25 protein-coding genes and 1 tRNA gene are annotated in these 24,305 nt (G+C 63.2%); 12 read left to right on the top strand and 14 right to left on the bottom strand.

Annotation, left to right across the window (positions count from 1 at the left end; genetic code table 11):
- Positions 1-2: 2 nt before the first annotated feature.
- The 4 genes from V9K97_RS03300 (at position 3) to V9K97_RS03285 (ending at position 3,370) form a co-directional block, all read left to right on the top strand.
- The gene (locus V9K97_RS03300; RefSeq protein ID WP_258501941.1) at positions 3-638 is read left to right on the top strand and encodes an L-threonylcarbamoyladenylate synthase; all 636 of its coding nucleotides are present in this window, start codon (positions 3-5) and stop codon (positions 636-638) included.
- 43 nt (positions 639-681) lie between these two features.
- Positions 682-1,353 carry a site-2 protease family protein gene (locus V9K97_RS03295; RefSeq protein WP_337297107.1) on the top strand — a complete coding sequence of 224 codons (672 nt, stop codon included), beginning with the start codon at positions 682-684 and terminating at the stop codon, positions 1,351-1,353.
- 10 nt (positions 1,354-1,363) lie between these two features.
- A complete protein-coding gene (locus V9K97_RS03290; RefSeq protein ID WP_337316197.1) occupies positions 1,364-2,695 on the top strand; it encodes a tryptophan--tRNA ligase in 1,332 nt (443 codons plus the stop codon).
- Between the two features lie 72 nt (positions 2,696-2,767).
- Entirely contained in the window at positions 2,768-3,370 is a 603-nt protein-coding gene (locus tag V9K97_RS03285; RefSeq protein ID WP_258501945.1) for a response regulator transcription factor, read from the top strand.
- A gap of 171 nt (positions 3,371-3,541) precedes the next feature.
- Here the strand turns inward: V9K97_RS03285 and shkS are convergent, their stop codons facing one another.
- From shkS to serS, 6 genes are all read right to left on the bottom strand, one after another.
- Entirely contained in the window at positions 3,542-4,960 is a 1,419-nt protein-coding gene (gene shkS, locus V9K97_RS03280) for a surface-behavior sensor histidine kinase ShkS (protein WP_337297109.1), read from the bottom strand.
- A gap of 234 nt (positions 4,961-5,194) precedes the next feature.
- The gene (locus V9K97_RS03275) at positions 5,195-5,971 is read right to left on the bottom strand and encodes a glycosyltransferase family 2 protein (RefSeq protein WP_337316195.1); all 777 of its coding nucleotides are present in this window, start codon (positions 5,969-5,971) and stop codon (positions 5,195-5,197) included.
- Entirely contained in the window at positions 5,968-7,320 is a 1,353-nt protein-coding gene (locus tag V9K97_RS03270; RefSeq protein WP_337316193.1) for a hypothetical protein, read from the bottom strand. Before V9K97_RS03270 ends, V9K97_RS03275 begins: the two co-directional genes overlap by 4 nt.
- A gap of 48 nt (positions 7,321-7,368) precedes the next feature.
- Positions 7,369-7,806 carry a hypothetical protein gene (locus tag V9K97_RS03265; protein ID WP_337316191.1) on the bottom strand — a complete coding sequence of 146 codons (438 nt, stop codon included), beginning with the start codon at positions 7,804-7,806 and terminating at the stop codon, positions 7,369-7,371.
- A 387-nt stretch (positions 7,807-8,193) separates the two neighbouring features.
- Positions 8,194-8,283, bottom strand: a tRNA-Ser gene (locus V9K97_RS03260).
- Between the two features lie 60 nt (positions 8,284-8,343).
- Complete coding sequence (gene serS / locus V9K97_RS03255) at positions 8,344-9,675, bottom strand: serine--tRNA ligase (RefSeq protein WP_337316189.1); 1,332 nt, start codon at positions 9,673-9,675, stop codon at positions 8,344-8,346.
- 57 nt (positions 9,676-9,732) lie between these two features.
- Here serS and V9K97_RS03250 point away from each other — a divergent pair, with 57 nt between their 5' ends.
- The gene (locus tag V9K97_RS03250; protein ID WP_337297114.1) at positions 9,733-10,134 is read left to right on the top strand and encodes a VOC family protein; all 402 of its coding nucleotides are present in this window, start codon (positions 9,733-9,735) and stop codon (positions 10,132-10,134) included.
- 15 nt (positions 10,135-10,149) lie between these two features.
- Here the strand turns inward: V9K97_RS03250 and V9K97_RS03245 are convergent, their stop codons facing one another.
- Genes V9K97_RS03245 through V9K97_RS03235 form a run of 3 tightly spaced genes read right to left on the bottom strand, consistent with a single transcriptional unit; the run spans position 10,150 to position 12,517 of the window.
- Positions 10,150-11,112: a threonine/serine dehydratase gene (locus V9K97_RS03245; RefSeq protein WP_337316188.1), complete on the bottom strand. Its 963-nt coding sequence runs from the start codon at positions 11,110-11,112 to the stop codon at positions 10,150-10,152.
- The gene (gene ispH / locus V9K97_RS03240; RefSeq protein WP_337316186.1) at positions 11,109-12,077 is read right to left on the bottom strand and encodes a 4-hydroxy-3-methylbut-2-enyl diphosphate reductase; all 969 of its coding nucleotides are present in this window, start codon (positions 12,075-12,077) and stop codon (positions 11,109-11,111) included. The genes V9K97_RS03245 and ispH overlap by 4 nt, the downstream gene beginning before the upstream one ends.
- Positions 12,074-12,517, bottom strand: a complete 444-nt coding sequence (locus tag V9K97_RS03235; protein ID WP_337316184.1) for an FKBP-type peptidyl-prolyl cis-trans isomerase — start codon at positions 12,515-12,517, stop codon at positions 12,074-12,076. Before V9K97_RS03235 ends, ispH begins: the two co-directional genes overlap by 4 nt.
- A gap of 108 nt (positions 12,518-12,625) precedes the next feature.
- On the opposite strand from V9K97_RS03235, the gene radC reads away from it, so the two are divergent.
- The gene (radC, locus tag V9K97_RS03230; RefSeq protein ID WP_337316182.1) at positions 12,626-13,303 is read left to right on the top strand and encodes a RadC family protein; all 678 of its coding nucleotides are present in this window, start codon (positions 12,626-12,628) and stop codon (positions 13,301-13,303) included.
- Positions 13,303-13,965 carry a Smr/MutS family protein gene (locus tag V9K97_RS03225; RefSeq protein ID WP_337316180.1) on the top strand — a complete coding sequence of 221 codons (663 nt, stop codon included), beginning with the start codon at positions 13,303-13,305 and terminating at the stop codon, positions 13,963-13,965. Before radC ends, V9K97_RS03225 begins: the two co-directional genes overlap by 1 nt.
- Positions 13,966-13,984: 19 nt before the next feature.
- On the opposite strand, the gene V9K97_RS03220 is transcribed toward V9K97_RS03225, so the two are convergent.
- Both V9K97_RS03220 and V9K97_RS03215 read right to left on the bottom strand, forming a co-directional pair.
- Positions 13,985-15,208 carry an NAD(P)/FAD-dependent oxidoreductase gene (locus V9K97_RS03220; protein ID WP_337316178.1) on the bottom strand — a complete coding sequence of 408 codons (1,224 nt, stop codon included), beginning with the start codon at positions 15,206-15,208 and terminating at the stop codon, positions 13,985-13,987.
- A gap of 33 nt (positions 15,209-15,241) precedes the next feature.
- The gene (locus V9K97_RS03215) at positions 15,242-15,664 is read right to left on the bottom strand and encodes a group II truncated hemoglobin (RefSeq protein WP_126748457.1); all 423 of its coding nucleotides are present in this window, start codon (positions 15,662-15,664) and stop codon (positions 15,242-15,244) included.
- A gap of 174 nt (positions 15,665-15,838) precedes the next feature.
- Here V9K97_RS03215 and V9K97_RS03210 point away from each other — a divergent pair, with 174 nt between their 5' ends.
- The 5 genes from V9K97_RS03210 (at position 15,839) to V9K97_RS03190 (ending at position 20,021) form a co-directional block, all read left to right on the top strand.
- Positions 15,839-16,666, top strand: a complete 828-nt coding sequence (locus V9K97_RS03210) for an ABC transporter substrate-binding protein (RefSeq protein ID WP_337316176.1) — start codon at positions 15,839-15,841, stop codon at positions 16,664-16,666.
- A gap of 162 nt (positions 16,667-16,828) precedes the next feature.
- Positions 16,829-17,524, top strand: a complete 696-nt coding sequence (locus V9K97_RS03205) for an amino acid ABC transporter permease (RefSeq protein WP_157615266.1) — start codon at positions 16,829-16,831, stop codon at positions 17,522-17,524.
- A gap of 13 nt (positions 17,525-17,537) precedes the next feature.
- Positions 17,538-18,260, top strand: a complete 723-nt coding sequence (locus V9K97_RS03200) for an amino acid ABC transporter permease (RefSeq protein WP_337316174.1) — start codon at positions 17,538-17,540, stop codon at positions 18,258-18,260.
- Positions 18,257-19,000: an amino acid ABC transporter ATP-binding protein gene (locus V9K97_RS03195; RefSeq protein ID WP_337316172.1), complete on the top strand. Its 744-nt coding sequence runs from the start codon at positions 18,257-18,259 to the stop codon at positions 18,998-19,000. The genes V9K97_RS03200 and V9K97_RS03195 overlap by 4 nt, the downstream gene beginning before the upstream one ends.
- A gap of 16 nt (positions 19,001-19,016) precedes the next feature.
- Complete coding sequence (locus V9K97_RS03190) at positions 19,017-20,021, top strand: isopenicillin N synthase family dioxygenase (protein WP_337316170.1); 1,005 nt, start codon at positions 19,017-19,019, stop codon at positions 20,019-20,021.
- A gap of 172 nt (positions 20,022-20,193) precedes the next feature.
- Here the strand turns inward: V9K97_RS03190 and V9K97_RS03185 are convergent, their stop codons facing one another.
- From V9K97_RS03185 to V9K97_RS03175, 3 genes are all read right to left on the bottom strand, one after another.
- Positions 20,194-21,057: a hypothetical protein gene (locus V9K97_RS03185; protein ID WP_337316168.1), complete on the bottom strand. Its 864-nt coding sequence runs from the start codon at positions 21,055-21,057 to the stop codon at positions 20,194-20,196.
- An 87-nt stretch (positions 21,058-21,144) separates the two neighbouring features.
- A complete protein-coding gene (locus tag V9K97_RS03180; RefSeq protein ID WP_337316166.1) occupies positions 21,145-23,802 on the bottom strand; it encodes a hypothetical protein in 2,658 nt (885 codons plus the stop codon).
- 4 nt (positions 23,803-23,806) lie between these two features.
- On the bottom strand, positions 23,807-24,157 hold the full coding sequence (locus V9K97_RS03175; protein ID WP_337316164.1) for a hypothetical protein: 351 nt from the start codon (positions 24,155-24,157) through the stop codon (positions 23,807-23,809).
- Between the last annotated feature and the right edge of the window lie 148 nt (positions 24,158-24,305).

Genomic DNA, 24,305 nt, shown 5'->3' with positions numbered 1-24,305 from the left:
TCATGGCCCAGTACTTCGAAGTCCACCCGGACAACCCCCAGCAACGCCTGCTGAAGCAGGCCGCCACGCTGCTGCAGCGCGGCGAGATCGTGGCCGTGCCCACCGACTCGAGCTACGCACTGGCCTGCCACTTGGATGACAAGGACGCCGTCGACCAGCTGCGCCGCATTCGCCAGGTCGACGAGAAGCACCATCTCACGCTGATCTGCCGCGACCTGAGCGAACTGGCCAACTATGCGCGTGTCGACAACAAGCAGTACCGCCTGCTGAAGGCCGCCACGCCGGGCCCCTACACCTTTCTGCTCGAAGCCACAAAGGAAGTGCCGCGGCGCGTGAGCCATCCGCAGCGCAAGACCATCGGCCTGCGCGTGCCCGACCACAAGGTGCTGCTCGAACTGCTGGCGCTTCACGGCGCGCCGCTGTTGGCCACCACCCTCATCGCACCCGGAGAAACCGAAGCGCTGAACGATGCGCAGACCATTCGCGAGCGTTTCGAAAAGCAGATCGGCGCCGTTATCGACGCGGGCGCCTGCCCTTCGCAGCCCACCACCGTGGTCGACCTCACGCCCATGGGCACGGGTGACGATCCGGTCGTGGTGCGGCAAGGCCGCGGCGCGCTGGCGGTGCTTGGCCTCTGACGAGCGGCACCGAAGCCTTCAGTCTGTCTGACACAATCGCCCAGTGGATATTTCCAACCTGATACAGACCGTACTTATTTACGCACTGCCCGTGGTCTTTGCGATCACGGTGCACGAGGCGGCGCACGGCTATGTGGCGCGCCATTTCGGTGACGAGACGGCAACCATCATGGGCCGCGTCACGCTCAACCCCATGAAGCACATCGACCCCATCGGGACCATCCTGATGCCGTTGCTGCTGTACTTTGCAACCTCTGGCGCGTTCCTGTTCGGTTATGCCAAGCCAGTGCCGGTGAACTTCGGGCGCCTTCGCCATCCCAAGCGCGACATGATCTGGGTGGCGCTGGCCGGCCCGGCGTCCAACTTTGTGCAAGCCATTCTTTGGGCCCTGCTGCTGGTCGGGCTCGTCGCAGCGGGCATCGATGAAACCTTTTTCATCAAAATGGCGCAAGGCGGCGTGCTGGTCAACCTCGTGATGTGGGCCTTCAACCTGTTTCCGCTGCCCCCGCTCGACGGCGGGCGCGTGCTCGCAGGCCTGCTCCCCAACGGCCCGGCTCAGAATTTTCTGGCACGCATCGAGCCCTTCGGTTTCTTCATCGTGATGGGCCTGGTCATCGCCGGCGTCGTCAGCACCTTCTGGCTGCGTCCGTTGATGGACGTCGGCTACACGGTCATCAACGTGCTTATTTCACCGCTCACGGCTTTGCTGCGTTAAGTTCCTCTCCATGGCTTCGTCTTCTCCAGCTCCCCTGCGCGTCCTGACCGGCATCACGCCGTCCGGCACGCCGCACCTCGGCAACTACGTCGGCTCGATCCGCCATTCGGTGCGGCAGAGCGTGGCGCCGGGCGTGGAGAGCTTTTTCTTCCTGGCCGACTACCACGCGCTCATCAAGGTGCAGGAGCCGGCGCTCATCCAGCGCTCCACGCTCGAAATTGCGGCCAGCTGGCTGGCTTGCGGGCTCGACCCCGAGCGCGTGACCTTCTATCGCCAGTCGGACATCGCCGAAATCACCGAGCTCACCTGGTTTCTGACCTGCGTGACCGGCAAGGGCGTGCTCAATCGCGCCCACGCCTACAAGGCGCAGCTCGACAAGAACGTGGCCAAGGGCGAAGACCCGGATTCCGACGTGACTGCCGGCCTGTTCATGTACCCGGTGCTGATGGGCGCCGATATCTTGATGTTCAACGCGCACAAGGTGCCCGTGGGCCGCGACCAGGTGCAGCACATTGAAATGGCGCGCGACATGGCGCAGCGTTTCAACCACCAGTACGGCGAGCACTTCACGCTGCCCGATGCCGAGATCGACGATGCCGTCGCCACCCTGCCCGGCCTTGACGGCCGCAAGATGAGCAAGAGCTACGGCAACACCATTCCGCTGTTTGCACCGCGCGCCCAGTTGCAAAAGCAGATTGCGAGCATCGTCACCGACTCGCGCGCGCCCGGCGAGCCCAAGGACACCGAAGGCTCTGCGCTGTTCCAGATCTACCAAGCCTTTGCCAGCGCCGAAGAAACCGAGACGCTCCGCAAGGCGTACGTCGAAGGCATCGGCTGGGGCGACGCCAAGCAGATGCTGTTCGAGCGCATCGACCGCGAAGTGGCACCGCTGCGCGCCCGCTACGACGAACTGATGAACAACCCGGCGGAGATCGAGCGCATTCTGCTCATCGGCGCCGAAAAGGCCCGCAAGCTCTCGCGCCCCTTCATGACCGAACTGCGCCATGCGGTGGGGCTGCGCAACCTTGCGGCGGGCCGCGACAAGGGCGGCGCACGCAAGGCGGCCAAGGTCGCCAAGCCCAGCTTCAAGCAATATCGCGAGCGCGACGGGCTGTTCTATTTCAAACTGCTCGATGCGAGCGGCGCCGCGCTGCTGCAAAGCCGTGGTTTCGCGTCGCCGCAGGAAGCCGGGCGCGCAATTGCCGCCCTGCAGCAACAGCGCGGCGCGGCATTGACCGCGCTCGCCGACCAGCTGGAGCCGGTCGGCACGGAAGAATTGAGTGCCGCGAGTGCGGCGCTGGAAGCACTGGCGGAGGCAACGACCGCGACCAGCGGAAGTTGATCCGGCATATGTCCATCGGCCCACCCGCCGGGGACAGACGAGAGTAGACGGGCGATCACAAAGGAAGAAAACATGAGCATTTATGTCATCGACGACCATCCCCTGATGCGCGACGCCATCGTGATGGTGTTGCGGCGCCTGCGGCCGGCCGAAAACATCGTCGAGCTCGAGCGGCTGGACAAGCTCGCGAGCTCGGTTCAGCAGCGCGGCGCGCCGACCCTTTTCTGCCTCGACCTGAAGCTGCCCGACACCAACGGCGTTTCGGGCGTGGTCGCGGTCAAGCAGGTCTACCCCAACGTGCCGATCGCCGTTTATTCGGCGGCACCGGCTGCGGACATGGAAGACGCGTGCATCGAAGCGGGCGCCGACACCTACATCGAGAAGTCGGCCAGCTCGGCCGAACTGGCCGCCGTGCTGCGCGGCCTCTTGATGGCCGGCTCGGAAGAAGCGGACGAGCCCGCGCTGGCCAACAACAGCAAGCTGTCGAAGCGCCAGACGCAGCTGATCGCCATGCTCGACAAGGGCATGAGCAACCGCGACATCGCCACCGACCTGGAGATCAGCGAACACACGGTGAAGGTGCACCTGTGGCGCCTGTTCCGCCGCCTGGGCGTGAAGAGCCGCACGCAGGCGCTGCACTACGCGCGGACCAACGGGCTGATTTCGAGTAACTAGTCTCGCCCCCAGGCTCCGCGCACTTCGTGTCGCTTCTCCCTCCCCCTACCGGGGGCAACACCAGCGGCCCGGCAAAGCCGGTTCCGCGGTGTTTCTGGAAGGGACTCGAGCGGGTTGTTGGCCGCTGAAAAACCGCGCTGGGCGCGGTTTTTTTATGGCTGCAGCGGCCGGTCAGCCGCCACCGGAGGCGCTGACGCGGGCTTGGGCTACGGCTTCGTCGGCATCGTGCAGCGCAACGCGGAACACGCTGCCGCTGCCGAGGCGGGAGCGCACGCTGACGGGGTGGCCGAGCACGTGGGAGAGCCGGGCGACGATGGCCAGGCCGAGGCCGAAGCCGTCGGATGTGCCGGCATGGTCGGCCACCTTGTAGAACTCCAGGAACACGTCGCGCAGGTGTTCGGGTGCAATGCCGATGCCGGTGTCCCACACCTCGATGCGCATGCCCTCGCGCGTTTGCCGCGAGGCGAGCAGCACACCGCCGTCGGAGGTGTACTTGATGGCGTTTGCAAGCAGGTTGCCGATCATGCGGCGAACGCGAATGGGGTCGGTCAGAAAGCTGCCTTCCGTCACATGCACGCGGAAGTCGAGCCCCCGGCTTTCGGCAACCGGGCGGTACTGCAGCTCGAGGTCGTGCAGAAGTTCTGCCACATCCACACGCTCGATGTGCAGCCGCACCTGGCCTGAATCGATGCGCGCCAGGTCGAACATCGAGTCGAACAGCGCATTCACCGCGTGCGTGGCGCGAACGATCTTGGGCGCGAGTTCCAGCACCAGTTCGGGCTCGTTGCGCAGCCAGTCGGCATAGAGCGACAGCGCCAATACCGGCTGGCGCATGTCGTGCGCAGCGCTCGCGAGAAAGCGGTTCTTCATGGCCACGGCAGCCACCGCGGCCTGCCGCTGCTGCGTGAGCGACTTGATCAGGATGTGGTTGTGAAACAGCAGCTCCAGGCTGTTGCGCGCCGTCTCGTGAATATGGCGGCCGGCGCGCAGCAGCAAGAACCAATGCAGGATCGGCAGGATCGGCATCAAAAAGCCGTACTGGAAATGCGGCTCCACGATGTTGATGCTCACCAGCCGGATCAGCACCGCCCCGAGCATGGTGATGAACAGCGTGTTGACGTAGCGCTTGAGCAGCGGCGGGTGCAGCGCCAGCCCGTTGAGCGGGAACGTGCCCACGCCGGCCACAATGAGCCAGCTCATGAACTGGTTGACCTGCGGCGTGCGCTCGAAGAACAGCAGGATCGACGCGCCCCACACGATGGCGCTGGTGCTCCACACGAAGCCGTAGCGCTCGGTGAACTGCAGCTGCGCCGCGGCGCTCCGGCCGGCGTAGCGCACCGCATAGACCCTGGCGCCCCACGCGCGGAATCCCGTGGCAACGAAGCCGAAGGCAAGCCACGTGAGCAGCTCCCAATGGGGCACATAGCTCCAGTTCAGGCCGACCATCAACGGCATGAGCGCGGCCGAGACGATGTAGGAGCCGCGCGCGGAGCGCATCAGGCTGCGGATCAGCTCGCCGCGCACCCACGATTCGGCCTCGTCAGCCGAAGCCGGGACCGGTGTCACGCTTGCGATCGACGCATTGGCCATTGGCGCTTCGCCCCCTCTTTATTCGACTACAGGAAATCCCTCAGCATGCCGGGCATGAAGAGGTGGCGATCTTAACGGCCTTACGCAAATCAGCTTCGCGCAATCAGAACCCACTCACTTCGAGAACTAGCGAATTCGGGGGAAAGGAATAAGAGGAGCGATCAGCTTCTTCTCGCCCACATTCGCTGACCAAGCCGAGGCATAGGTCAAAGGCATTCGTCTCCAATGCGGCAGTCACCTGAGATGAAGCCAAGGATGGCGCATGGTGAGTTCGATTTTGAGCCTAGCAGTCGCGCCGACAGTGTCGGTGCGCAGCATCGAAGTGCCATGAACCCGATATCTGCAGAGAATTTCCGGCACGTACAGGGCCCGCATTCCCTGGTCGACAAACTTGCACCAGAAGTCGAAATCCTCCCAACCGCCCTCGATGTGGGTGTACCCGCCGACTTGGCGCCACGAGCGCTTGGAGATCAGCGCCATAGCATCGACATAATTGCCGGACCGAAAAAAGCTCTTGCTCCAGACATCTGCATACCCGAGGCCACTTTGATCGCCAAACAGCTCGATCTGAGTGTATGCGGCATCGAATTCTCGGTGTTCGATTGCTCCGAACAAGCGGGCAAGCGCGCGAGGGTAGATCTGGTTGTCGGCGTCGATAACGAATACAGGATCCGTCCGCGCGTGCTCAAACGCAGTGTTCCGAGCCTCCGCCAACCCTTGGTTACGCGTATGCCGAAGCAGCGAAATCCGGTCGAATCGGTGGCTGTTATGCTCCATCCAGTGTCGAGCCACCGCGACTGAGTCGTCCTTCTTGGAGTGATCATCCACGACGATCAAATCGAGCGGCGAATGCGTTTGCCGGGCAATCGAATCTAGGCACTCAACTACAAACTGGGCGTAGTTGAACAGACTTACAGCAACTGTGATCCCGTCCTTGGCCGGCCACGTTCGATTGGTTTTTTCGAATATGACCTCAAAAGGCACAAGGCGCGGCGATGTTCGCGCACTCATGGCTCGGTTCCACCCAGTTGCTTGGAAAGAAACGAAAGGATGGCGTCGGTTCGAACGAAGTCCGCTTCATTGCTCGACAGAAGGTCGGCCGTGTTCTTCAATACCCTCTGTGCATCGCGCTGCCCATCGACATCGAAGATCAGCCATTCCAGCAGATTGGGAATGTGGCGAGCTTCTTCCTCAAAAAAATGCTCCCCAGGCCGAAGATGCGGATGAGGCAAACATGGATCGGTGACAACAAGCGCTCCAGATGCCATGCCTTGCCTCACCATTCGATGCCATTCGAAATAGGGAAATTCGTCACGATGAATGTTAAGACTGATTTTCGAATGGCCTGCGACATGACCGGCTAGACGGGTCAACGACCTGCCTTCTGTATAGTCAAGAATCGGCCCATGCCATTGTCGACGGTAGTAGATAAATGACGACAGCTTTGCAAAGGTAGCAGCATTACGGCCAAAAAAAGACTCTCTCCGCGCGCTTTCGCTTCCAAAAAAAGAAACATCGATTGGGCGCCCCACCCATGCACCCGGATCGAAAATTTCGCCCTTGGCATTCGTTGGGAGTGCGTCGAAGAGCGGATGATCCATATCCACATCCTCGAGCCAGCGAGTCTGTAGTGTCGCACCAGGCTCAAGGTGCATGGCAGGTATTCCCGCTTCCCCGAACAGATGGGCAGCCTGTGGTGAAATATCAAACACGCCCTGAGATGCCAAGATTGTGGGCATTGCCTTTGCAAACCAGGGGGTATGCAGCTGTTCGGTGTTGTAGATGAATGAGGCCGAGACCACGGCATCTCTCATCCACTCTTTCCCGGCACCCAGAGTAAAGAATTCGTGAGGAGCTACCACGATACTCAGGGGCGGCATGCTGGCTATATCCGAGTTCTCATCTCGTATGACAACATCCAGGCCGGCGCGCCGAAGATCAAGTGCGAGATCTCCGGCAATTTCCTTCATGAACGTATTGCCTAACGAACTTACGTAGACCGATGCGTGGGGATATTGCGCTCTGAATGTCCCGGCGCGATCTTCGAATGACGACAGAACCGGAGCGGCGGGTAACGGTTCATCGATTGACGAGCCGGATGCACTTGCCAGCGAACGCGCGATCTGCTCGGGTTTGAATAGAGGTCCTCCTTGCGGAGCACCATAGCAAAGCGCGTGGTAGAAGGTGTCGACGCCGAGGCCATCAGCTGCACCCGGATGCATTTCACGGTATTCCTTGTCAGAAAACAGCGGCATCGCTGCTAGCCTTCGAGAAGATTTTTCCGCCAGCGAACGTGAAAACTGAGGAAGGTGAGGACTTGCGCTCTCTTCCGATTTGGCGAGCCGAGAGAACTTAGTCATAGAACGAACAAAGGCTTATTTTCCAACTTCAAGTTCACTGCAACAGACTCAGGAGTGTGATCGAAAAATGTTGCCGATCTTCGAGCGCAATCCCACCGGAAAGATGCGAGCCAAGACACGAAGGGGAGCAGTGAGCCTCCAGCTTGTCGAACACAGTACGGCTGCCAATTGTTCATTACAGGCGCTCAATTGTTGATCCAACTCTCTTTCGCGCTTCCTTAACAGGCTCAAAGAGTTCGCCTGGGTGGCACTTGATCTTTCAAAATGAGTGCGAAGATCGTTAAGACTTTCTTCCCATTGCTGCTTTTTCAATTGCAGAGCTCGCTGAGCGCTCTCACGCATGCCAATTTCCCTCTCTAACGCAGTTTGCAATTCAATGACATACTGTTGCGTTTGTAGAGTACGCAACAATTCATCAGCGGCGTTAATATTGCCGCTCGACACATGTTGCGCATCTTGAGAGTGCGAATTATTAGACTCGGCCATCTTGAAAGAATTTTAAAACTAGTTTTACGAAAAACCAGGTTCTAACTAACGCTGGCCTCGGATACATTTTTAGTTAACGCCGATGCTCAGATAGAATCTTTTACGGCGGCATCAACAAGTCACGAATCATTTTGCGCTTCGCCACTACTATTTACAGAACGCGAGGCACCGACTGCCTATTAACTATTTTATTCAAGATAGATACATTGCAGACCCACTCGAAAATGCGAACTCGATAACTGAATGGCCGATCATTATGACTGCCCGAAGAAGCGAGATTCCGGGTGTATCGAGCAGCTTGGCGAAAGCTAAGGATGTTGTGCAAAACTTCCTGTAAGCCGAAAGGATGGCAGAAATAAAAAAGCGCCTCAAAAGGCGCTCTTTTACTGGAGGAGAGGGAGGGATTCGAACCCTCGGTACTATCGCTAGTACGCCTGATTTCGAGTCAGGTACATTCGACCACTCTGCCACCTCTCCGGTGCTGTCGAGCCTGCGATTCTAGCAGACAAAAACGGGGGTTTTAAAGCCCCGGGCGCGTCAGGCGCGCAACACTTCCAGCCCGCCCAGGTAGGGCCGCAGCGCGGCAGGCACGTTGATCGAGCCGTCTTCGTTCTGGTGGTTTTCCAGCACCGCGACCAGCGTGCGGCCCACGGCCAGGCCCGAGCCGTTGAGTGTGTGGACCAGTTCGTTCTTGCCCTGCGCGTTCTTGAAACGGGCTTGCAGGCGGCGGGCCTGGAAGGCTTCGCAGTTCGAAACCGAGCTGATCTCGCGGTAGGTGTTCTGCGCCGGCAGCCACACCTCGAGGTCGTAGGTCTTGGTGGAGCCAAAGCCCATGTCGCCGGTGCACAGCAGCACCACGCGGTACGGCAGTTCCAGCGCCTGCAGCACGGCTTCGGCGTGGCCGGTCATCTGCTCGAGCGCGTCGTAGCTCTTTTCGGGGTGCACGATCTGCACCATCTCGACCTTGTCGAACTGGTGCTGGCGGATCATGCCGCGGGTGTCGCGCCCAGCGCTCCCGGCTTCGGAGCGGAAGCACGGCGTGTGGGCGGTGAGCTTGATTGGCAGTTGGGCCTCGGGCACGACTTCGTCGCGCACGAAATTGGTCAGCGGCACTTCGCTGGTCGGAATGAGGTACAGCGCCGAGTGGTCGGGCGCGGGTTCTCCGTCTTGCCCGCCCTTCTTGGCCGCGAACAGGTCGCCTTCGAACTTGGGCAGCTGGCCGGTGCCGCTGAGCGTGGCGGCGTTGACGATGTAGGGCACGTAGCACTCGGTGTACCCATGCTTCTCGGTCTGGGTGTCGAGCATGAATTGCGCGAGCGCGCGGTGCAGCCGGGCAATCGGCCCCTTCATCACGGAGAAGCGCGAGCCCGAGAGCTTGGCGCCCATTTCAAAGTCGAGCCCGAGCGGTGCGCCAAGGTCCACATGGTCTTTTGGCGTGAAGGTCAGCGGCGCGGCATTGGCGCCGGCTCCGCCCTGGGGACTCCAGCGGCGCATTTCGACATTGCCCGTTTCGTCTTCGCCGACCGGCACGCTGGCGTGCGGCAGGTTGGGTACGGCCAGCAGCAAGGCGTGCAGTTCGGGCTGGATTTCATCCAGGCGCTTGGACTGCGACTCCTGCTCGGCCTTGAGCGCGTTGACCTCGGCCATCAGCGCATCGACCGATTCGCCCTTGGCCTTGAGCGGGCCGATCTGCTTGTTCAGCGTGTTGCGTCGGGCCTGGATTTCCTCGGTGCGGGTTTGCAGCGTCTTGCGCTCGGCCTCGAGCGCGGTGAACGCCGATACGTCGAGATAGGGCTGGTTCTTCTTGCGTTTTTCGAGGCCGGCCACAGCGGAGGCCAAATCTTTGCGGAGCAGGGTGATGTCGAGCATGCAAGGATTTTAGGCGGGCGTAGTATCTCGGCCTCGACAACCAAAGGGGAAACAACAATGCAAGCCTATCTGACATTCAACGGCAACGCCGCCGAAGCACTGGCCTTCTACGCCAAGGCGCTGGGCGGCAAGGTCATCTTCAGCATGACCTTCGGCGAAAGCCCCATGGGCGCTGAAACGCCCGATGCCTACAAGAGCAAGATCATGCACGCCACGCTGGAAGCCCGCGGCCACCAGCTGATGGCGTCCGACATGCCGCCGGGCATGGCGTTCGAAGGCTACAAGGGGTTTTCTCTCTCGGTGCAGGGCAACAACGTGGACGAAGGCAAAAAGCTCTTCGAGGCGCTGGCTGAGGGCGGAGAGGTCACGATGCCTTACGGCCCGCAGTTCTGGGCCGTCGGCTTCGGCATGCTGACCGACAAGTTCGGCGTGTCTTGGATGGTGAACTGCGAGAAATAATCCGAAGCTGCGCTGTCAGCCGACCGTGGCTGGATCGACATTGGCGCCGCAGACGATCAGGCACACCTTCTCGCCCTCGCGCGGCACGTAGGCGCCGGTTTGCAGCGCTGCCAGCGGCAGCGCTGCGGCGGGTTCCACGGCCAGCTTCAGCTCCTTCCACAGCCACTGTTGAGCGGCGCGAATGGATTCGTCGGACAGCAGCAGTGCGTCCTGCACGTACTTCTGGGTAATTTCCCAGGAAATGGCGCCGATGCGGCGTGCGCCAAGCGAATCGGCGGCAATGCCGCCCACGTCGACGTCGACTGGCTCGCCGGCCTGGCGGGCGCGGAACAGCGTCGGCGCTTTTTCGGGTTCGAGCGCCACCACGCGGGCGCGCTTTTCGAACCAGCCGGCGAGGCCGCCGATCAGGCCGCCGCCGCCCACGCTCACCAACACTGAATCTGGCAGGCCGCCCTGCGCTTCGATTTCGACCCCCAGCGTGCCTGCGCCGGCCACGACTTCGGGCTGGTCGTAGGCATGGGTCAGCAAGGCGCCGCTCTCCTTCTGGCGCGTAAGGCAGGCCGCAAGGGCGTCGGGATAGAGCTCGCCGACCACGACCACCTCGGCACCGAGCGCCCGCAGGCGGGCGCGCTTGGCTTCGGGCGAGACGCCAGGCAGGAACACCTGGCAGCTCACGCCCAGCGCCTTGGCCGCCGCCGCGGTGGCGATGCCCGCATTGCCGCCCGAGGCCACGACCACGCCGCTTTCGGGAATGTCATTGGCCAGCAGGCGGTTCATCATGCCGCGCGCCTTGAAGCTGCCGCTTACCTGGATGTGCTCGAGCTTGAGCCACACCTCCACGCCCGGCACCTCGATGCCGAAAGCGGAAGCCGGCAGCTTCCAGAGCGGGGTTTCGCGCAAGAAACCGCCGGCGCGTTCGCGCAGCCTGCGGGAAGCGCTCTCTGTTTCAAGGCGCCAGTTCGTCGTGTCTTTGTTCAAGAGATGTGTCCCGGAGGAGGAATGTCGTCGAGCTTGAGGCCCTTGGGGAGCGGAAACTTGATGGTTTCCTCGATGCCGTCCATCTTGCGGACCGACACCGCGCCGAACGCCCGCACGCGCTCGATCACCTCGCGCACCAGCACTTCGGGGGCCGAGGCGCCCGCCGTGAGGCCGATGCGGCCCTTGCCTTCGAACCACTCCGGCTTGAGCTCGTCGGCCGAATCGACCATGTAGCTTTCGGTGCCCAGGCGCTGCGCCAGTTCGCGCAGCCGGTTGCTGTTGGAGCTGGTGGGGCTGCCGACCACGATCACCAGGTCGACCTGGGGGCTCAGTATCTTCACCGCGTCCTGGCGGTTCTGCGTGGCGTAGCAGATGTCCTGCTGCTTGGGCTCGCGCACCATCGGAAAGCGCGCGCGCACGGCGGCCGCGATTTCGGCGGCGTCGTCCACGCTGAGCGTGGTCTGCGTCACGACGGCGAGCTTTTCGGTCTGCGCGGGCGACACCGTTGCCACGTCTTCCACATCTTCCACCAGGTGGATGCCGCTCGAGAGCTGGCCCATGGTGCCTTCGACCTCGGGGTGCCCCTTGTGGCCGATCATGATGAACTCGTAGCCTTCCTTGGCGAGCTTGGCGACCTCGACGTGCACCTTGGTCACCAGCGGGCAGGTGGCATCGAAAACGTCGAAGCCGCGATCGCGCGCCTCTTGCTGCACCGCCTTGCTCACGCCGTGGGCACTGAACACCAGCGTGGCGCCGGGCGGCACGTCGGCCAGGTCTTCGATGAAGATCGCACCCTTGGCCTTGAGCTCGTTCACCACATAGGTGTTGTGCACGATCTCATGGCGCACGTAGATGGGCGCGCCGAACTTGGCCAGCGCGCGCTCAACGATTTCAATGGCGCGGTCCACCCCCGCGCAAAAACCGCGCGGCTCGGCAAGGACGACTTCTTCGAGGCCCTTGTTCATAGGACTCCGATCAGCCGCACCTCGAAGGTCACGGGCTGCCCGGCCAGCGGATGGTTGAAGTCGAAGCGCACCGCGGTTTCGTTCGATTCGACCACCGCGCCCGCGTAGCTGCCCGTGCCGTCGGGCGTGGGGAACTGCACCACGTCGCCGACCGCATATTGCTCGTCGGGATCGCCCATCTGCGCGAGCAGCTTCCTGGCCACCCATTGCTGCATTTCGGAGTTGCGCTCGCCAAAAGCCTCGCCGGCGGGCAGCTCGAAGGTGGCGTGCGTGCCCTCTTCCAGGCCCATGAGCCGCTGCTCCATGGCCGGCGAAAGCTCACCCGTGCCCAGCGACAGGGTCGCGGGCTTGTCGGCGAAAGTGTTGATGATGTCGCCCGCCGGACCGGCCAGCCGGTAATGCAGGGTAAGGAACGAGCCGGAAGTCACAACGTGGGACATGGGTGCAGCGGAGATAGGCAAAGACAAGGTGGGTGTCCCGATAAACTGGACTGCATTTTAAGGAGCCGGGGGTTCCACCCGCTCTTTCAAGGTTTCACCAGGTTTTCGATGGCATTCAAGGATCTCCCCGCTCACGCCCGCCCGCGCGAAAAACTCATCGCGCGAGGCGCCGCCGCGCTGGCTGACGCCGAACTGCTGGCGTTGCTGCTGCGCACGGGCGTTGCCGGAAAAAACGTGCTCCAACTCGCCCAGGAGCTGCTCGATCACTTCGGCGGCCTTTCGGGGCTGCTGCAGGCGGGCGCCGAAGACCTGAAGGTCATCAAGGGCATGGGCGGCGATGCCAAGCGCGCCGAAGTCATCGCGGTGCTCGAACTGGCGCGCCGTGCCATGGCCGAGCGGCTGAAGGAGCGCACGGTGTTCGACTCGCCGGGGGCGGTCAAGGAGTACCTGCAGATGCACATCGGCTCACGTCCGTACGAGGTGTTCGCGGTATTGTTTCTCGATGCCCAGCACCGGCTGATCGTGCTCGAAGAACTGTTTCGCGGCACGCTCTCCCAGACCAGCGTCTACCCGCGCGAAGTGGTCACGCGTGCGCTGCATCACCACGCCGCGGCCGTGGTGCTTTCGCACAACCACCCCAGCGGCAGCATCGAGCCCTCGCGCGCCGACGAATCCCTGACGCAAACGCTCAGGGCTGCGCTCTCGCTGATCGACGTGCGCGTGCTCGACCACGTGATCGTCAGCGCCGGCCAGAGCTTTTCGATGGCCGAGAAAGGGCTGCTCTGATGGCTTCTTCCCGCACGCCGCCCATCAAGGACCTGGCAGACCTGAAGCAGGTGCAGCGCACACTGGCTGAAACCCGCGAGCGCGAAGCGGCCACGGCAGCCGCCAAGGCCGCGGCCGAACGCAAGCGCGCGGCCGAAAAAGACCTGTTCACGCGCGCCATCGGCGCCACGGAGCCGCTTCGCCGCAAGGCTGCCGTGGTGCCGCTCGCGCCGGAGCCACCCGCACCGATCCCCGTGCAGCACCAGCTCGACGAACAGCGCGTGCTGCGCGAATCGCTTTCCGACGAGTTCGACGTGACGACCTTGCTCGACGTCGACGACGCCATGAGCTTTCGCCGCCCGGGCATCGGCACCGACGTGACCGCGCGGCTGCGCAAGGGCGACTGGAGCATTCAGGCGCAAATCGACCTGCACGGGCTGCGCAGCGATGAAGCGCGCGAGGCGCTCGGCGGGTTCATTCGCAACGCCTACAAGCAGGGTTTGCGCTGCGTGCGCGTGGTGCACGGCAAGGGGCTGGGGTCGCCCGGCAAGCAGCCGGTGCTCAAGACCAAGGCGCAGCGCTGGCTCATCCAGAAGAACGAGGTGCTGGCCTTTGTGCAGGCCAAGCCCGCGGAGGGCGGCGCAGGCGCGCTGGTGGTGCTATTAGCGCCAGCGCGGCGCTGAGGCTGAATTGCCCGGCGGCTTACGCCAAGTGATTCTTCAGCGGAATGGACGCATCCGCCACCGCCGCTGCATCCGGATTGCGCCCTGCTTCGAGCAGCTTGCGGCACATCATGTGATCGACCGGCGCATTGACCGATTCGACGCACACCAGCTGTCCATCCACATAGTGGAACAGCGAGAACGCATCGGGCTTGGGCCCGGCGCGCCGCACGCTTGCCAGCCCCGGCGTGCCTTCGGCCGGCATCAGGCCGACCATCTGCAGCCGCAAGCCGCCCTGGTCAGACCAGAACCACGGCACCACGTCATGCGGCCGGGCGGCGCCGGTCAACGTGGCCACGGCCGTGCGTGCCTGGTCGTTCGCGTTCTGCACCGACTCGAGCCGCAGCGCGCGGCCTGCGCGCCGATCAGGGAAGCGCGTGCAATCGCCTACCGCGAGCACGTCGGCCGCGCTGGTCTGCATATGGCTGTCGACCACAATGCCGTCCGCGCACTCGATGCCCGCGGCCTGCGCCAATGCGGTCTCGGGCACAGCCCCGATGCCGAGCAGCAGCAGGTCCACCGGCTGCTTCGCGCCGTTGACCTGAATGGACAGCAGCCGATCGCCTTCGACCTCGAACGCACCGGTACGCGCACCAAGCACGATGTCGATGCCCGCCGTGCGATGCGTCGCGAGCACATGCGCCGACAGCTCGGGCGACACGGCGCGGCCCAGGAGGCGCGGCGCGCTTTCGATCACCTGCACACGATTGCCGAGCGCATTGGCGGTGGCCGCCACTTCGAGCCCGATGAAGCCGCCGCCCAGCACTGTGACCTGCTGCGCATCGGCCAGCCGCTCGCGCAGGCGATGCGCCTCGTCGGCGGCGCGCAGGGTCGCAACGTTTTCAAGGCCCGGCTTCAGGTCGGGCATCTGGCGTGCACGCGTGCCGGTGGCCAGCACCAGCCGCTCCCATGGCAGGACAGCGCCCGAACGCAGCGTGACCGTGTGCGCCTCGCGGTCGATGGCCACGGCCGCATCGCCCAGGTGCAGCGTGATGCCCGCTTCGCGGTACCAGTCGGCGGCCTTGTGCGGCTGCCTGGTCTCCTCGGCGCTCTTCAAAAAAGCCTTGGAAAGCGGCGGCCGGTGGTACGGCTCGCAGGCTTCCTCGCAAACCAGGTGCACGCGCGCGCCCTGCCCGGCTTCAGCCAGGCCCGCGCAAAGCTGGGCCGCGGCATGGCCGCCGCCGATGATGACGATTGAATTCATTGAAGAGAGTCTCTTTCGGAGTCGTTGTCTGTCTTATTGCTCACCGCGGTTTCGCATCCAGTCCGCGGTCTGGAAGAACGAATCGCGCAACCTGGCGCGCAACCCCTCGGGCACGCCGGTTTCACCCATCGCCTGGTCCATGCAGGCCAGCCACTGGTCGCGCTCCTTGATGCCGATGCTGTGCCCGCCAATGCTCTGCGGCAAATGGCGCGCACGCAGCATCGGATGGCCGAAGCGGTCGGTGTAGTGCTGCGGCCCGCCGAGCCATCCGCACAAGAACCAGAAGAGGCGCTGGCGCGCATTGTCGAGGCTGGTGCCGTGCACCGCGCGCAGCTGTGCATAGGCCGGTTCGAGCTCCATCAGGTCGTAGAAGCGGTCGACCAGCGCCTGTACCTTGGGTTCGCCGCCGATCCATTCGAACGGGGTGTCGACGGGGGGCTTTTCATGAATCTGCATGGCGGGAGTATCCCTCCAGCAGCCCCCCAGGCCCGCACGCCGGCTGAATTCTCGCGATTCCAGTACCGGCATCAGGACCATTCGGGCACCCATATGTATATGTCGATTGAGGATTTAATAATCCACGGTTTTATTGATATGGTCCCGTCCTTGTTTTCCAAGAAGGAGAAGAACATGCGCTTGAACTTCATTGCCGCGGCCCTCGCCGCCTCCGCCCTCTTCACGGGCATTGCGGCCCACGCGGACCAGCTTGCCGACATCAAGAAAAAAGGCGAACTCGTGGTCGGCGTGCTCGGCACCGACGAACCCGCCACCTTCATCGACCCCAAGACGCGCCAGATCGTCGGCTACGAAGTCGATCTGGTGAACGCCATCGCCAAGAAGATCGGCGTGAAGCCCGTGCTCAAGCAGATCGCCGTGGCGGCGCGCATTCCCGAGTTGCAGCAGGGCCACGTCGACCTGGTGGCCGCGGGCCTCACGCACAACAAGGAGCGCGAGGCGCAGATCGACTTTTCGCTCACCACCTTCGTCACCGGCCAGAAGGCCATCGTGAAGAAGGACAGCGGCATTACCGACGTGCCGCAGCTCGCCGGCAAGAAGGTGCTGACCATCCGCGGCGGCACCCAGGAGCCGAACATCCGCAAGGCCGTTCCCACCGCCGAAGTGGTGACCTTCGACACGAGCCAGCAGGCCTTCCAGGCGCTGCAGCAGGGCAAGGGCGTGGGCTATGTGGACGACGAGGCCGCGCTGCTGCGCAGCTATGCCAAGCTCGGCCCGCAGAAGGCGAAGTACGTGGTGCTCAAGCAGAACCTGAGCACCGAGGCGCTGGCCATCGGCATCAAGAAGGGCGAGAGCGGCCTGAAGGCGGTGGTGGACGACACGCTGCGCGAGCTGGAGAAGTCGGGCGAAGCGCAGAAGATCTTCGTCAAGTGGTACGGGCCGAACACGGCTTCGGGCTTCCAGACGCGGGACTTCAAGTTCGAGAGCGACAAGATCGACTGATCTCGAGTCTTTCTCCTTCCCCCTTTGGGGGAAGGCAGGGATGGGGGCTTGCGGCGTCCGAACGGCCAGCGGCGCGTTGAATGCCCTCGTGCCCCCACCCCAACCCTCCCCCAGCGGGGGAGGGAGCCAATCCCTCCCGCGGCGGTGATACTGTCGCCCCTCATGCCCCTGTTCGACTATTCGCTGCTGCTCACCGGCCAGTACCACGACATGCTGGTCGCGGGCCTGCTGCTCTCGCTGCAGCTGCTGGCCGCTTCGCTTGTTTTGGCCCTGCCCATCGCGCTGGTGGTGGCGCTGCTGCGCCTTTCTCCACTTGCCCCACTGCGCTGGCTGGGCTTTGCGTATGTGGAGTCGATCCGCAACATTCCGCTGCTCGCGCACATGCTGTTCTGGTACTTCGGCGCGCCCGAGCTGCTGCCCGAGGGCATCAAGCAGTGGCTGTATGAAGGCCACATCGAAGCGTACAGCGCCATCATCGCGCTGGCGCTCTACACAGCCGCCTTCATGGCGGAAGACATCCGCAGCGGCATTCGCGCGATTCCCGCGGTGCAATTCGAGGCCGGCCGCGCGCTGGGCTTCGGCTTCATGGGCACCATGCGCCGCGTGGTGCTGCCGCAAGCGCTGCGGGTGACGGTGCCGCCGCTCATCTCGCAGACGCTGAGCCTGTGGAAGAACACCTCCATCGCCACCGTGATCGGCGTGGCCGAGCTGATGTACCAGGCCGGGCAGGTCGAGAGCGCGACATTCCGCAGCTTCGAGTCGTTCGCATTCGCGAGCGCGGCCTACCTGACCGTGTCGCTCGCGATCACGGGGCTGGCCACCTGGTACCACCACCGCTTTCCGGTAAGAACCATCTAGAGCGGCTGGCCAGATGCTCGAAATCATCAACGACTACTGGGTGTACTTCCTCATCGGGCAGTACCCGAACGGCCCGCTCGGCGGACTGGTGCTCACGCTGCTGCTGGCCTCCTGCGGGCTGGTGCTCGCGCTGCCGCTGGGCATCGCGCTCGGCCTCGCACGCGTAAGCCCGTGGCGCTGGCTGCGCTGGCCGGTAACGGGCTTCGTCTTCGTGGTGCGCGGCTTGCCGTTGCTGATGGTGATCTTCTGGGCCTACTTCTTCCTGCCCAGCGTCACGGGCGTGAAGACCGACCAGTTCACCACCATGCTGATCGCGCTCGTGATCTTCGACGCGGCCTACCTCGCCGAGATCGTGCGCGCCGGCATCCAGGGCCTGCCGCGCGGGCAGATGGAAACCGCGCGTGCGCTGGGCCTCGGCTACGGCCGCGCGATGCGGCTGGTGGTGCTGCCGCAGGCCCTGCGCAGCATGCTGCCCTCGCTAGTGAACCAGTTCGTCTCGACCATCAAGGAGACCTCTCTCGGCTACATCATCGGCCTTGCCGAGGTGTCGTTCATCGCCACGCAGATCAACACGCAGGTGTTCACCAAGCCGGCCCAGATCTACCTGATCCTGGGCCTGACCTATTTCATTCTCTGCTTCGGGCTGTCGCGCTTCGCCTACTGGCTGGAGCGTCGACTCGCGCGGCGCGGCATGTCCGTGGCCGACCCCGCCACGGCTCCCAAGGTGTCCGTATGATCGAACTTCAGAACGTCAACAAGTGGTATGGCAGCTATCACGCCCTGGTCGACATCAGCGAGACCATCCACAAGGGCGAGGTGGTCGTGGTGTGCGGGCCCTCGGGCTCGGGCAAGTCGACGCTGATCCGCACCTTCAACCGGCTCGAGCCGATCCAGTCGGGCCGCATTCTTTTCGAGGGCAAGGACATCCATGCGCCCGGCACCGACGTGAATGCGTTCCGCTCGCGCATCGGCTTCGTGTTCCAGCAGTTCAACCTGTTCCCGCACCTCACGGTGCTGCAGAACTGCACGATGGCCCCGATGCAGCTGCGCGGCCTCACGCGCAAGGAAGCCGACGAGCGTGCGATGGCGCTGCTGCAGCGCGTGGGCCTGGCGCACAAGGCGAATGCGTGGCCCAGCGAACTCTCGGGCGGCCAGCAGCAGCGCGTGGCCATTGCGCGCGCGCTCGCCATGCAGCCGCCGCTGATGCTGTTCGACGAGCCCACCAGCGCGCTCGACCCCGAGATGGTGGGCGAGGTGCTGCTGGTGATGCGCGACCTCACGCGCGACGGCATGACCATGGTCTGCGTCACGCATGAGATGGGCTTTGCGCGCGAGGTGGCCGACCGCGTGCTGTTCATGGACGAAGGCAAGGTGCTAGAGCGCGCAACGCCCGACGACTTTTTCAACCGGCCGCAGCACCCGCGCGCGCAGCAGTTTCTTTCGGACATCCGGTCGCCGTTCTCGCGCGGCGCATGACATGCTCTCCACGCCCATGACAGCCACGCAGACTCTTCCGCTGATCGATGTCGCGCCGCTCGTGGCCGGCGCGCCTGAACGCGACCGTGTGGCCGCGCAGATCGGCGCCGCCTGCCGCGCGCACGGCTTCTTCTATGTCACCGGCCACGGCGTCGACCCCGCGCTGGTGCAGCGGCTCGAACTGCTGAGTCACCGCTTTTTCGAGTTGCCCGAAGAAACCAAGATGCAATGGCGCATGGCACTGGGCGGGCGCGCCTGGCGCGGCTACTTTCCGCTCGGCGGCGAGCTGACCTCGGGCCGGCCCGACTGGAAGGAAGGCCTGTACCTGGGCATCGAACTGCCGGCCACGCATCCGCTGGTACAGGCGAAGACGCCGGTGCACGGGCCGAACCTGTTCCCCGACGTGCCGGGATTTCGCGAAACCATCCTCGACTACATGGCGGCCGTGACGCAGCTGGGCCATCGGTTGATGGAAGGCATCGCGCTGAGCCTGGGCCTGCCGGCCATGTATTTCGCCGAGCGTTACACCGCTGACCCACTGATCCTGTTCCGCCTCTTCAACTACCCCTCGCAGCCCGTGCCCGAAGGCCTGGACGTGCAATGGGGCGTGGGCGAACACACCGACTACGGCCTGCTCACCATCCTGCACCAGGACAACGTCGGCGGCCTCGCGGTACATACGCCGGGCGGCTGGATCGATGCGCCGCCGATTCCCGGCTCGTTCGTCTGCAACATCGGCGACATGCTCGACCGCATGACGGGCGGGCTCTACAAATCGACCCCGCACCGGGTGAAGCGCAACACCTCGGGGCGCGACCGGCTTTCGTTTCCGCTGTTCTTCGATCCGAACTTCGAGGCCCGCGTGCAGCGCATCGAAGGGCTGCAAGGTGCGGAGGCACGCGACGACAGTGCCGAGCGCTGGGACCGCGCCAATGTGCACGCCTTCAGCGGCCGCTACGGCGACTACCTGCTCGCCAAGGTGTCGAAGGTGTTCCCGCAGCTGCGAGACGAAGTGCTCTGAGCGCTAGCGACTGTCTGCCGCTTTGTAGCGGCGCCGCGGTCTTCGCCTGTAACCGCGGCTATCCTTCACCCGCGTCTTCGCGCTTTACGCCTGGGAGCATCGAGAGACTACATTGGCGAACGGGTGCGGCTATTCGGATCAGCGCGGCGAACGCGCTGGCGCTGGCGCTGCATCAAGCGTTGCCCTGAACGCGCATGTAGAGGTTCATGTCATTGCGATGTTCCTCGGCCAGCCGACCGTGCTCGGCGATGACGTCATCCATTCGTTCCATGGACAATTCCGCGTAAGTAACGGCTACTTGATCTCGGATCATTGAAGCCATCCGGTGCAAGGCATGGGCAAACAGTCGCAACGCAATAGCCTCGACATACAAGGCATCCGATGCGCACCGAGCGGTACGGTATGCATGTGCAGCCTTGCGCTCCTCCTGCGAACCACGTTCGCATTGCAGGAAGTTCATCAGTTCCTGTGCGGTGGTTTGTTCGGCGTTGGTAGCGGCCGCCAACACGGGGTGTACCCACTCGCCCATCCCTACCGCATCCGCACGTGCGCCAAGAGACGACCAAGCCGGCGCGCTCGCGTACCAGGGCGACTGAGCGCAATCCGACGCTAGTTGCTCGGCCCTTTGACGAGCCTCCTTGTTCTCCGGCGCCACAGCCTGCCAGGCGGCAAAGCGCGTGCGTTGCCCGTCGAGAAGATTGCGCAAGGCGCCTGTCAACCTGTCCCCACCTGGGTCGTCCAGCAAGTACACGATGTTCACGGCCAGATGAATCGCGTCCTGGGCTAGCGCCTGCGCACCGAAATCGTGTTCCTGGAGTAGCGCAGATATTGCGACCGCATGCAGGTCTGCCAGTGCATTCAGCCCGTACCAGGCATAGAGATTGGTGGCGGTTCCCTGGCTAACCTGGAGTTGTCCGACGCCGTGTGAGAGTTCTGTTTGACTGCGCTGCATCACCGGAAGGTGGCGGCGCAGTGCGTGCAGGCTGCTCGCCCACACCTCGTTTTGCGCCATGCGGCGCTTTTCTTTTTCGTTCATTGCCTGGCTCTTGTCGACGTGCCTCTTGGCGTGGATTGCAGCATGTTCTTGGCGCTTTGGTCGCCGGTTTCACAGCATCGCCGCCCCTCAACCGCCCATCACCGGCCCCTGCTGCTGGTTGGCTTGCGCTGCGGCCTGCGCCTGAGATTGGGCCCGATCGATCGCGCGCTGCTCGTCGAACTGCTGCACGTCCTGCATGGTCTGCTGCACTGTGCGCAGAGGCTCCGTGGCTTCAAGAGCGGCGTACCGGCCGGGCAACGAGGTCGACCTGAACAGAACCGTTCCGTTGATGCCGTGGACGTCGCCCAGATCGTCGGGCTTCCTGATGTTCGACATGTAGCAGGCAGCCGTCGCCTGTGCCACCCATCTGGGAGACGTACCCTCGGGAAGCACCTCTTTGAGGGTGTTGTACAGCGCATGCTGGGGATGACTCGGGTCGCTGAATTCGCGCAGCAACGGGCGGCTTGTATCGGCCACGGCAGTGGCGGATATCTGCTTGTCGTGCGTGCCAGCCTCCAAATCTTGCCGGCTGTCGCGGCCTTGCACGATCTGCGTCGTCCCAGGCTGATCGCGCTGATCCCTCTCATCGCGCTCATCACGCCGCTCCAGGCCGTCGTATCCGCGCTCTGCGGCCATGCGCGCCATCTGCTGGCGCATCTGGGCCAATTCGGCCTGCGCCGCAACTACCTGGGCCTGCGCCGCAGCCACCTGGGCTTGCGCCGCCGCAATGGCTGCGGCATCGCCTTGAGGGTTCGAGTGCACCGGGGCAGCCATTGAGGTGTGGGTTGTCGGCGAGTGCATCGCCTCGGCGCCAGCGGCCGGCCGAGCAGGGCTGACATGCGCCTGTGCCACAGGCTCTCCTCGGCTTGGGGCCGGCGCCTGCTCCTGCATGCGTTCCTGCGTGCGGTCCACCGAAGGCTGCAGCGTCCTTTGAGGGCTCGGCTCGTTCCCGAACCGCTCCCTGTCCTGCGCCAGCGCAATCTTCAGGTCGCGCATATGGGCCTGCTCCTGCGCCAGGTGCATCCGGTACAACCGGCTGCCCTTGTCCATCTGGGATGTATCCAGCTTGCCCACGGGCCGCAACGAGCCCGGGGAAATCTGCTCGGGCTCGTCGCGGCGCCGGTGTGCCTCGGCAAAGCTCATGCCGCCCGGCGTGGGCACGATGCGCGATTCATGCGTGGTGATGCGTTCGATCTGCTGCGGTGTCAGGTGGCCGTTCGCGGGCTGCGGCGGTGCGGGCACCTGCTGGCGCGTGGCATTGGGCTCCTCGCGCACATGGCCCTGGGCGGCGTTGGTGACGGCGGCCGGCACCGAGCCGTGCTGCTTCCACCCATGCTGACCATAGGCCTCCAGATAGCGCTGCGCGATGGCTTGCGGACTGTGGACGATGTTGTCCGCGATGACGCGCTGTGCCGCCGCGTCCAGTTGGTGGCTCTGCGCCGGGCTGGCCGTGACCGTGCGCTGAACCGGCATGCCGTGCGTCAGGGGCGTGGCCGGCGCGATGGCCTGACGCGTCCAGGCATGGCTTTGCGGGTCGCGGGTCCACGGCTCGTTGGCGCCGATGCCGGGGCGCACCGTTTCGCCGATGTGCTCGGGCGCCTGCCTGAACGGGTCTTGGGGTGTGCGCGGGTGGGTCAGCGCCAGGTCGACGGCAGTGCTGCTGGCCTTGTAATTCAGTTCGTCGGCCAGGAGGGCATTTGCGCGCACCGCCCGCACGGGCATGCCGGCCCGCCCTGGGCCTTCGTCAGCGCTCATGCGCATCCAGCCCTGTCCGGGGCGTTCGTCGTAGTACCAGCTGTTGCCGTCGCTGCCGCGCTGGGTGTGGATGTGCTGCTGGTCTGCAGCGTCCAGAAGCTTGTCGCCGCCGAGGACGCCGGCGGCGCCGCCCAGGATGCCGCCGCCCACCGCACCCCAAGGGCCGGCAACCGCGCCACCCAGGGAACTGCCCGCCACTGCACCCGCTGCGCCGCCACCGGCGCGCCCGGCGAAGTGCAGGATTTCGGATTGGGCGCCGGTGGTGTTGCCCTGGTTGAGAAGGTGGGCGACTTTTTGGCCGGTGATGTAGCTGTCGACGACGCCGACACCGATGGCGGTGGCTTTGAGGCCGAGAGCGGCGGCTTCGGCGGCACCAAATTGCCGCAACAGCCCTGGCGAAGCTTCGCGCGCCCCCTGCACGACATGCAGGTTATCCACTGATTTCACATAGGTGTGTGGCTCGAATAACTGCCGATTGGGTGTGATGTATTGGGTGGCACCACCGGTTTTTTTAATCTGCCCATCCAATTCACTCGTGGGAGCAACGGTGCTGACAAGGACTTCGGTGGGACCTTTGGGGACGATTTTGTAGACGTCGTACTTGGCGGATTCGCTGGCGATAGGGAGGCCAAAATGATCTGAGATGTTTTTGCCGGATTTTATTGCGGCGTCAAGATCCGATTCTTTGCCCCAGTAGACAGATTTTGGATGCGGGCCCCTTCCTCCTGCGGCGACAATTTTGACAAGCGGTTCATTTATTGACGTTAATCGAGGGATTTCCCGACCTGAAGTGAGGTGTTCAATGGCAAGGCTGTTGATTTTTTGCGGTGAAGCCTCAGGGCTGCCTTCGATAAGATGTTGTCGATATTTTCGACCTTCCGTTGTTCTGAGAAATGCAATAGCTTCTTTTTCACTAATCCCGTTCGGCTTGAATGTACTGTAACTTGAGATGGCGGAGGCATGTTGCTGCCTTATGGAGTCCGAGGTCAATCCTTTATTTTCTATGATTAACCCTTCCTAAAATTTCTTTTTGAAGGGACTCGGTGTCGGAAAGAAGTTCCTTTTCTTCTTCTGAAAGCCCTCCTTTCATTTCCGTGGAAAAATTAACATATGCCTCATCAACATTGGGTGATTTATATGACTCATATAGGCCGTCACCAAAAAGATAGCCGCATGGAATCTTTTCGACGGGAGTTCGCACCCTCTCTGCTTTGGCATCCTCAATCAACGGAAGGAGGGCTTCATATAAATCCTGCACGACCACAATGCCCGGATACTGCTTGCACACCCACTCCAAATGCTCTGCAGCGGCTTTGAGTTTTACGGAATCTATGGCTTGGGTCATGTTGTCACCTCAATTAAAAAATATCTTCGATCTGGATAAATTGGATGCACATGGCGCAACGGATGAGAAATTAGAAGCTCGCAAATTAATTCTTGAAGCCCCACTCCTGGTGATAGTATATTTTGCGATGGCTTCCGCATGCTGCTGC

This window comes from Variovorax sp. CCNWLW186, assembly GCF_037203865.1.
Classification (GTDB): domain Bacteria; phylum Pseudomonadota; class Gammaproteobacteria; order Burkholderiales; family Burkholderiaceae_C; genus Variovorax.
Note: the sequence above shows the minus strand (reverse complement) of the source record. Positions and strands in the feature narration are given on the sequence as shown.

Bases quoted from the DNA above. Each gene is read 5' to 3' on its own strand.
- V9K97_RS03300 (WP_258501941.1), top strand. From the start codon at position 3: ATGGCCCAGTACTTCGAAGTCCACCCGGACAACCCCCAGCAACGCCTG.
- V9K97_RS03290 (WP_337316197.1), top strand. From the start codon at position 1,364: ATGGCTTCGTCTTCTCCAGCTCCCCTGCGCGTCCTGACCGGCATCACG.
- V9K97_RS03285 (WP_258501945.1), top strand. From the start codon at position 2,768: ATGAGCATTTATGTCATCGACGACCATCCCCTGATGCGCGACGCCATC.
- shkS (WP_337297109.1), bottom strand. From the start codon at position 4,960: ATGGCCAATGCGTCGATCGCAAGCGTGACACCGGTCCCGGCTTCGGCT.
- V9K97_RS03275 (WP_337316195.1), bottom strand. From the start codon at position 5,971: ATGAGTGCGCGAACATCGCCGCGCCTTGTGCCTTTTGAGGTCATATTC.
- V9K97_RS03270 (WP_337316193.1), bottom strand. From the start codon at position 7,320: ATGACTAAGTTCTCTCGGCTCGCCAAATCGGAAGAGAGCGCAAGTCCT.
- V9K97_RS03265 (WP_337316191.1), bottom strand. From the start codon at position 7,806: ATGGCCGAGTCTAATAATTCGCACTCTCAAGATGCGCAACATGTGTCG.
- serS (WP_337316189.1), bottom strand. From the start codon at position 9,675: ATGCTCGACATCACCCTGCTCCGCAAAGATTTGGCCTCCGCTGTGGCC.
- V9K97_RS03250 (WP_337297114.1), top strand. From the start codon at position 9,733: ATGCAAGCCTATCTGACATTCAACGGCAACGCCGCCGAAGCACTGGCC.
- ispH (WP_337316186.1), bottom strand. From the start codon at position 12,077: ATGAACAAGGGCCTCGAAGAAGTCGTCCTTGCCGAGCCGCGCGGTTTT.
- V9K97_RS03235 (WP_337316184.1), bottom strand. From the start codon at position 12,517: ATGTCCCACGTTGTGACTTCCGGCTCGTTCCTTACCCTGCATTACCGG.
- radC (WP_337316182.1), top strand. From the start codon at position 12,626: ATGGCATTCAAGGATCTCCCCGCTCACGCCCGCCCGCGCGAAAAACTC.
- V9K97_RS03225 (WP_337316180.1), top strand. From the start codon at position 13,303: ATGGCTTCTTCCCGCACGCCGCCCATCAAGGACCTGGCAGACCTGAAG.
- V9K97_RS03220 (WP_337316178.1), bottom strand. From the start codon at position 15,208: ATGAATTCAATCGTCATCATCGGCGGCGGCCATGCCGCGGCCCAGCTT.
- V9K97_RS03215 (WP_126748457.1), bottom strand. From the start codon at position 15,664: ATGCAGATTCATGAAAAGCCCCCCGTCGACACCCCGTTCGAATGGATC.
- V9K97_RS03210 (WP_337316176.1), top strand. From the start codon at position 15,839: ATGCGCTTGAACTTCATTGCCGCGGCCCTCGCCGCCTCCGCCCTCTTC.
- V9K97_RS03205 (WP_157615266.1), top strand. From the start codon at position 16,829: ATGCCCCTGTTCGACTATTCGCTGCTGCTCACCGGCCAGTACCACGAC.
- V9K97_RS03200 (WP_337316174.1), top strand. From the start codon at position 17,538: ATGCTCGAAATCATCAACGACTACTGGGTGTACTTCCTCATCGGGCAG.
- V9K97_RS03195 (WP_337316172.1), top strand. From the start codon at position 18,257: ATGATCGAACTTCAGAACGTCAACAAGTGGTATGGCAGCTATCACGCC.
- V9K97_RS03190 (WP_337316170.1), top strand. From the start codon at position 19,017: ATGACAGCCACGCAGACTCTTCCGCTGATCGATGTCGCGCCGCTCGTG.
- V9K97_RS03185 (WP_337316168.1), bottom strand. From the start codon at position 21,057: ATGAACGAAAAAGAAAAGCGCCGCATGGCGCAAAACGAGGTGTGGGCG.
- V9K97_RS03175 (WP_337316164.1), bottom strand. From the start codon at position 24,157: ATGACCCAAGCCATAGATTCCGTAAAACTCAAAGCCGCTGCAGAGCAT.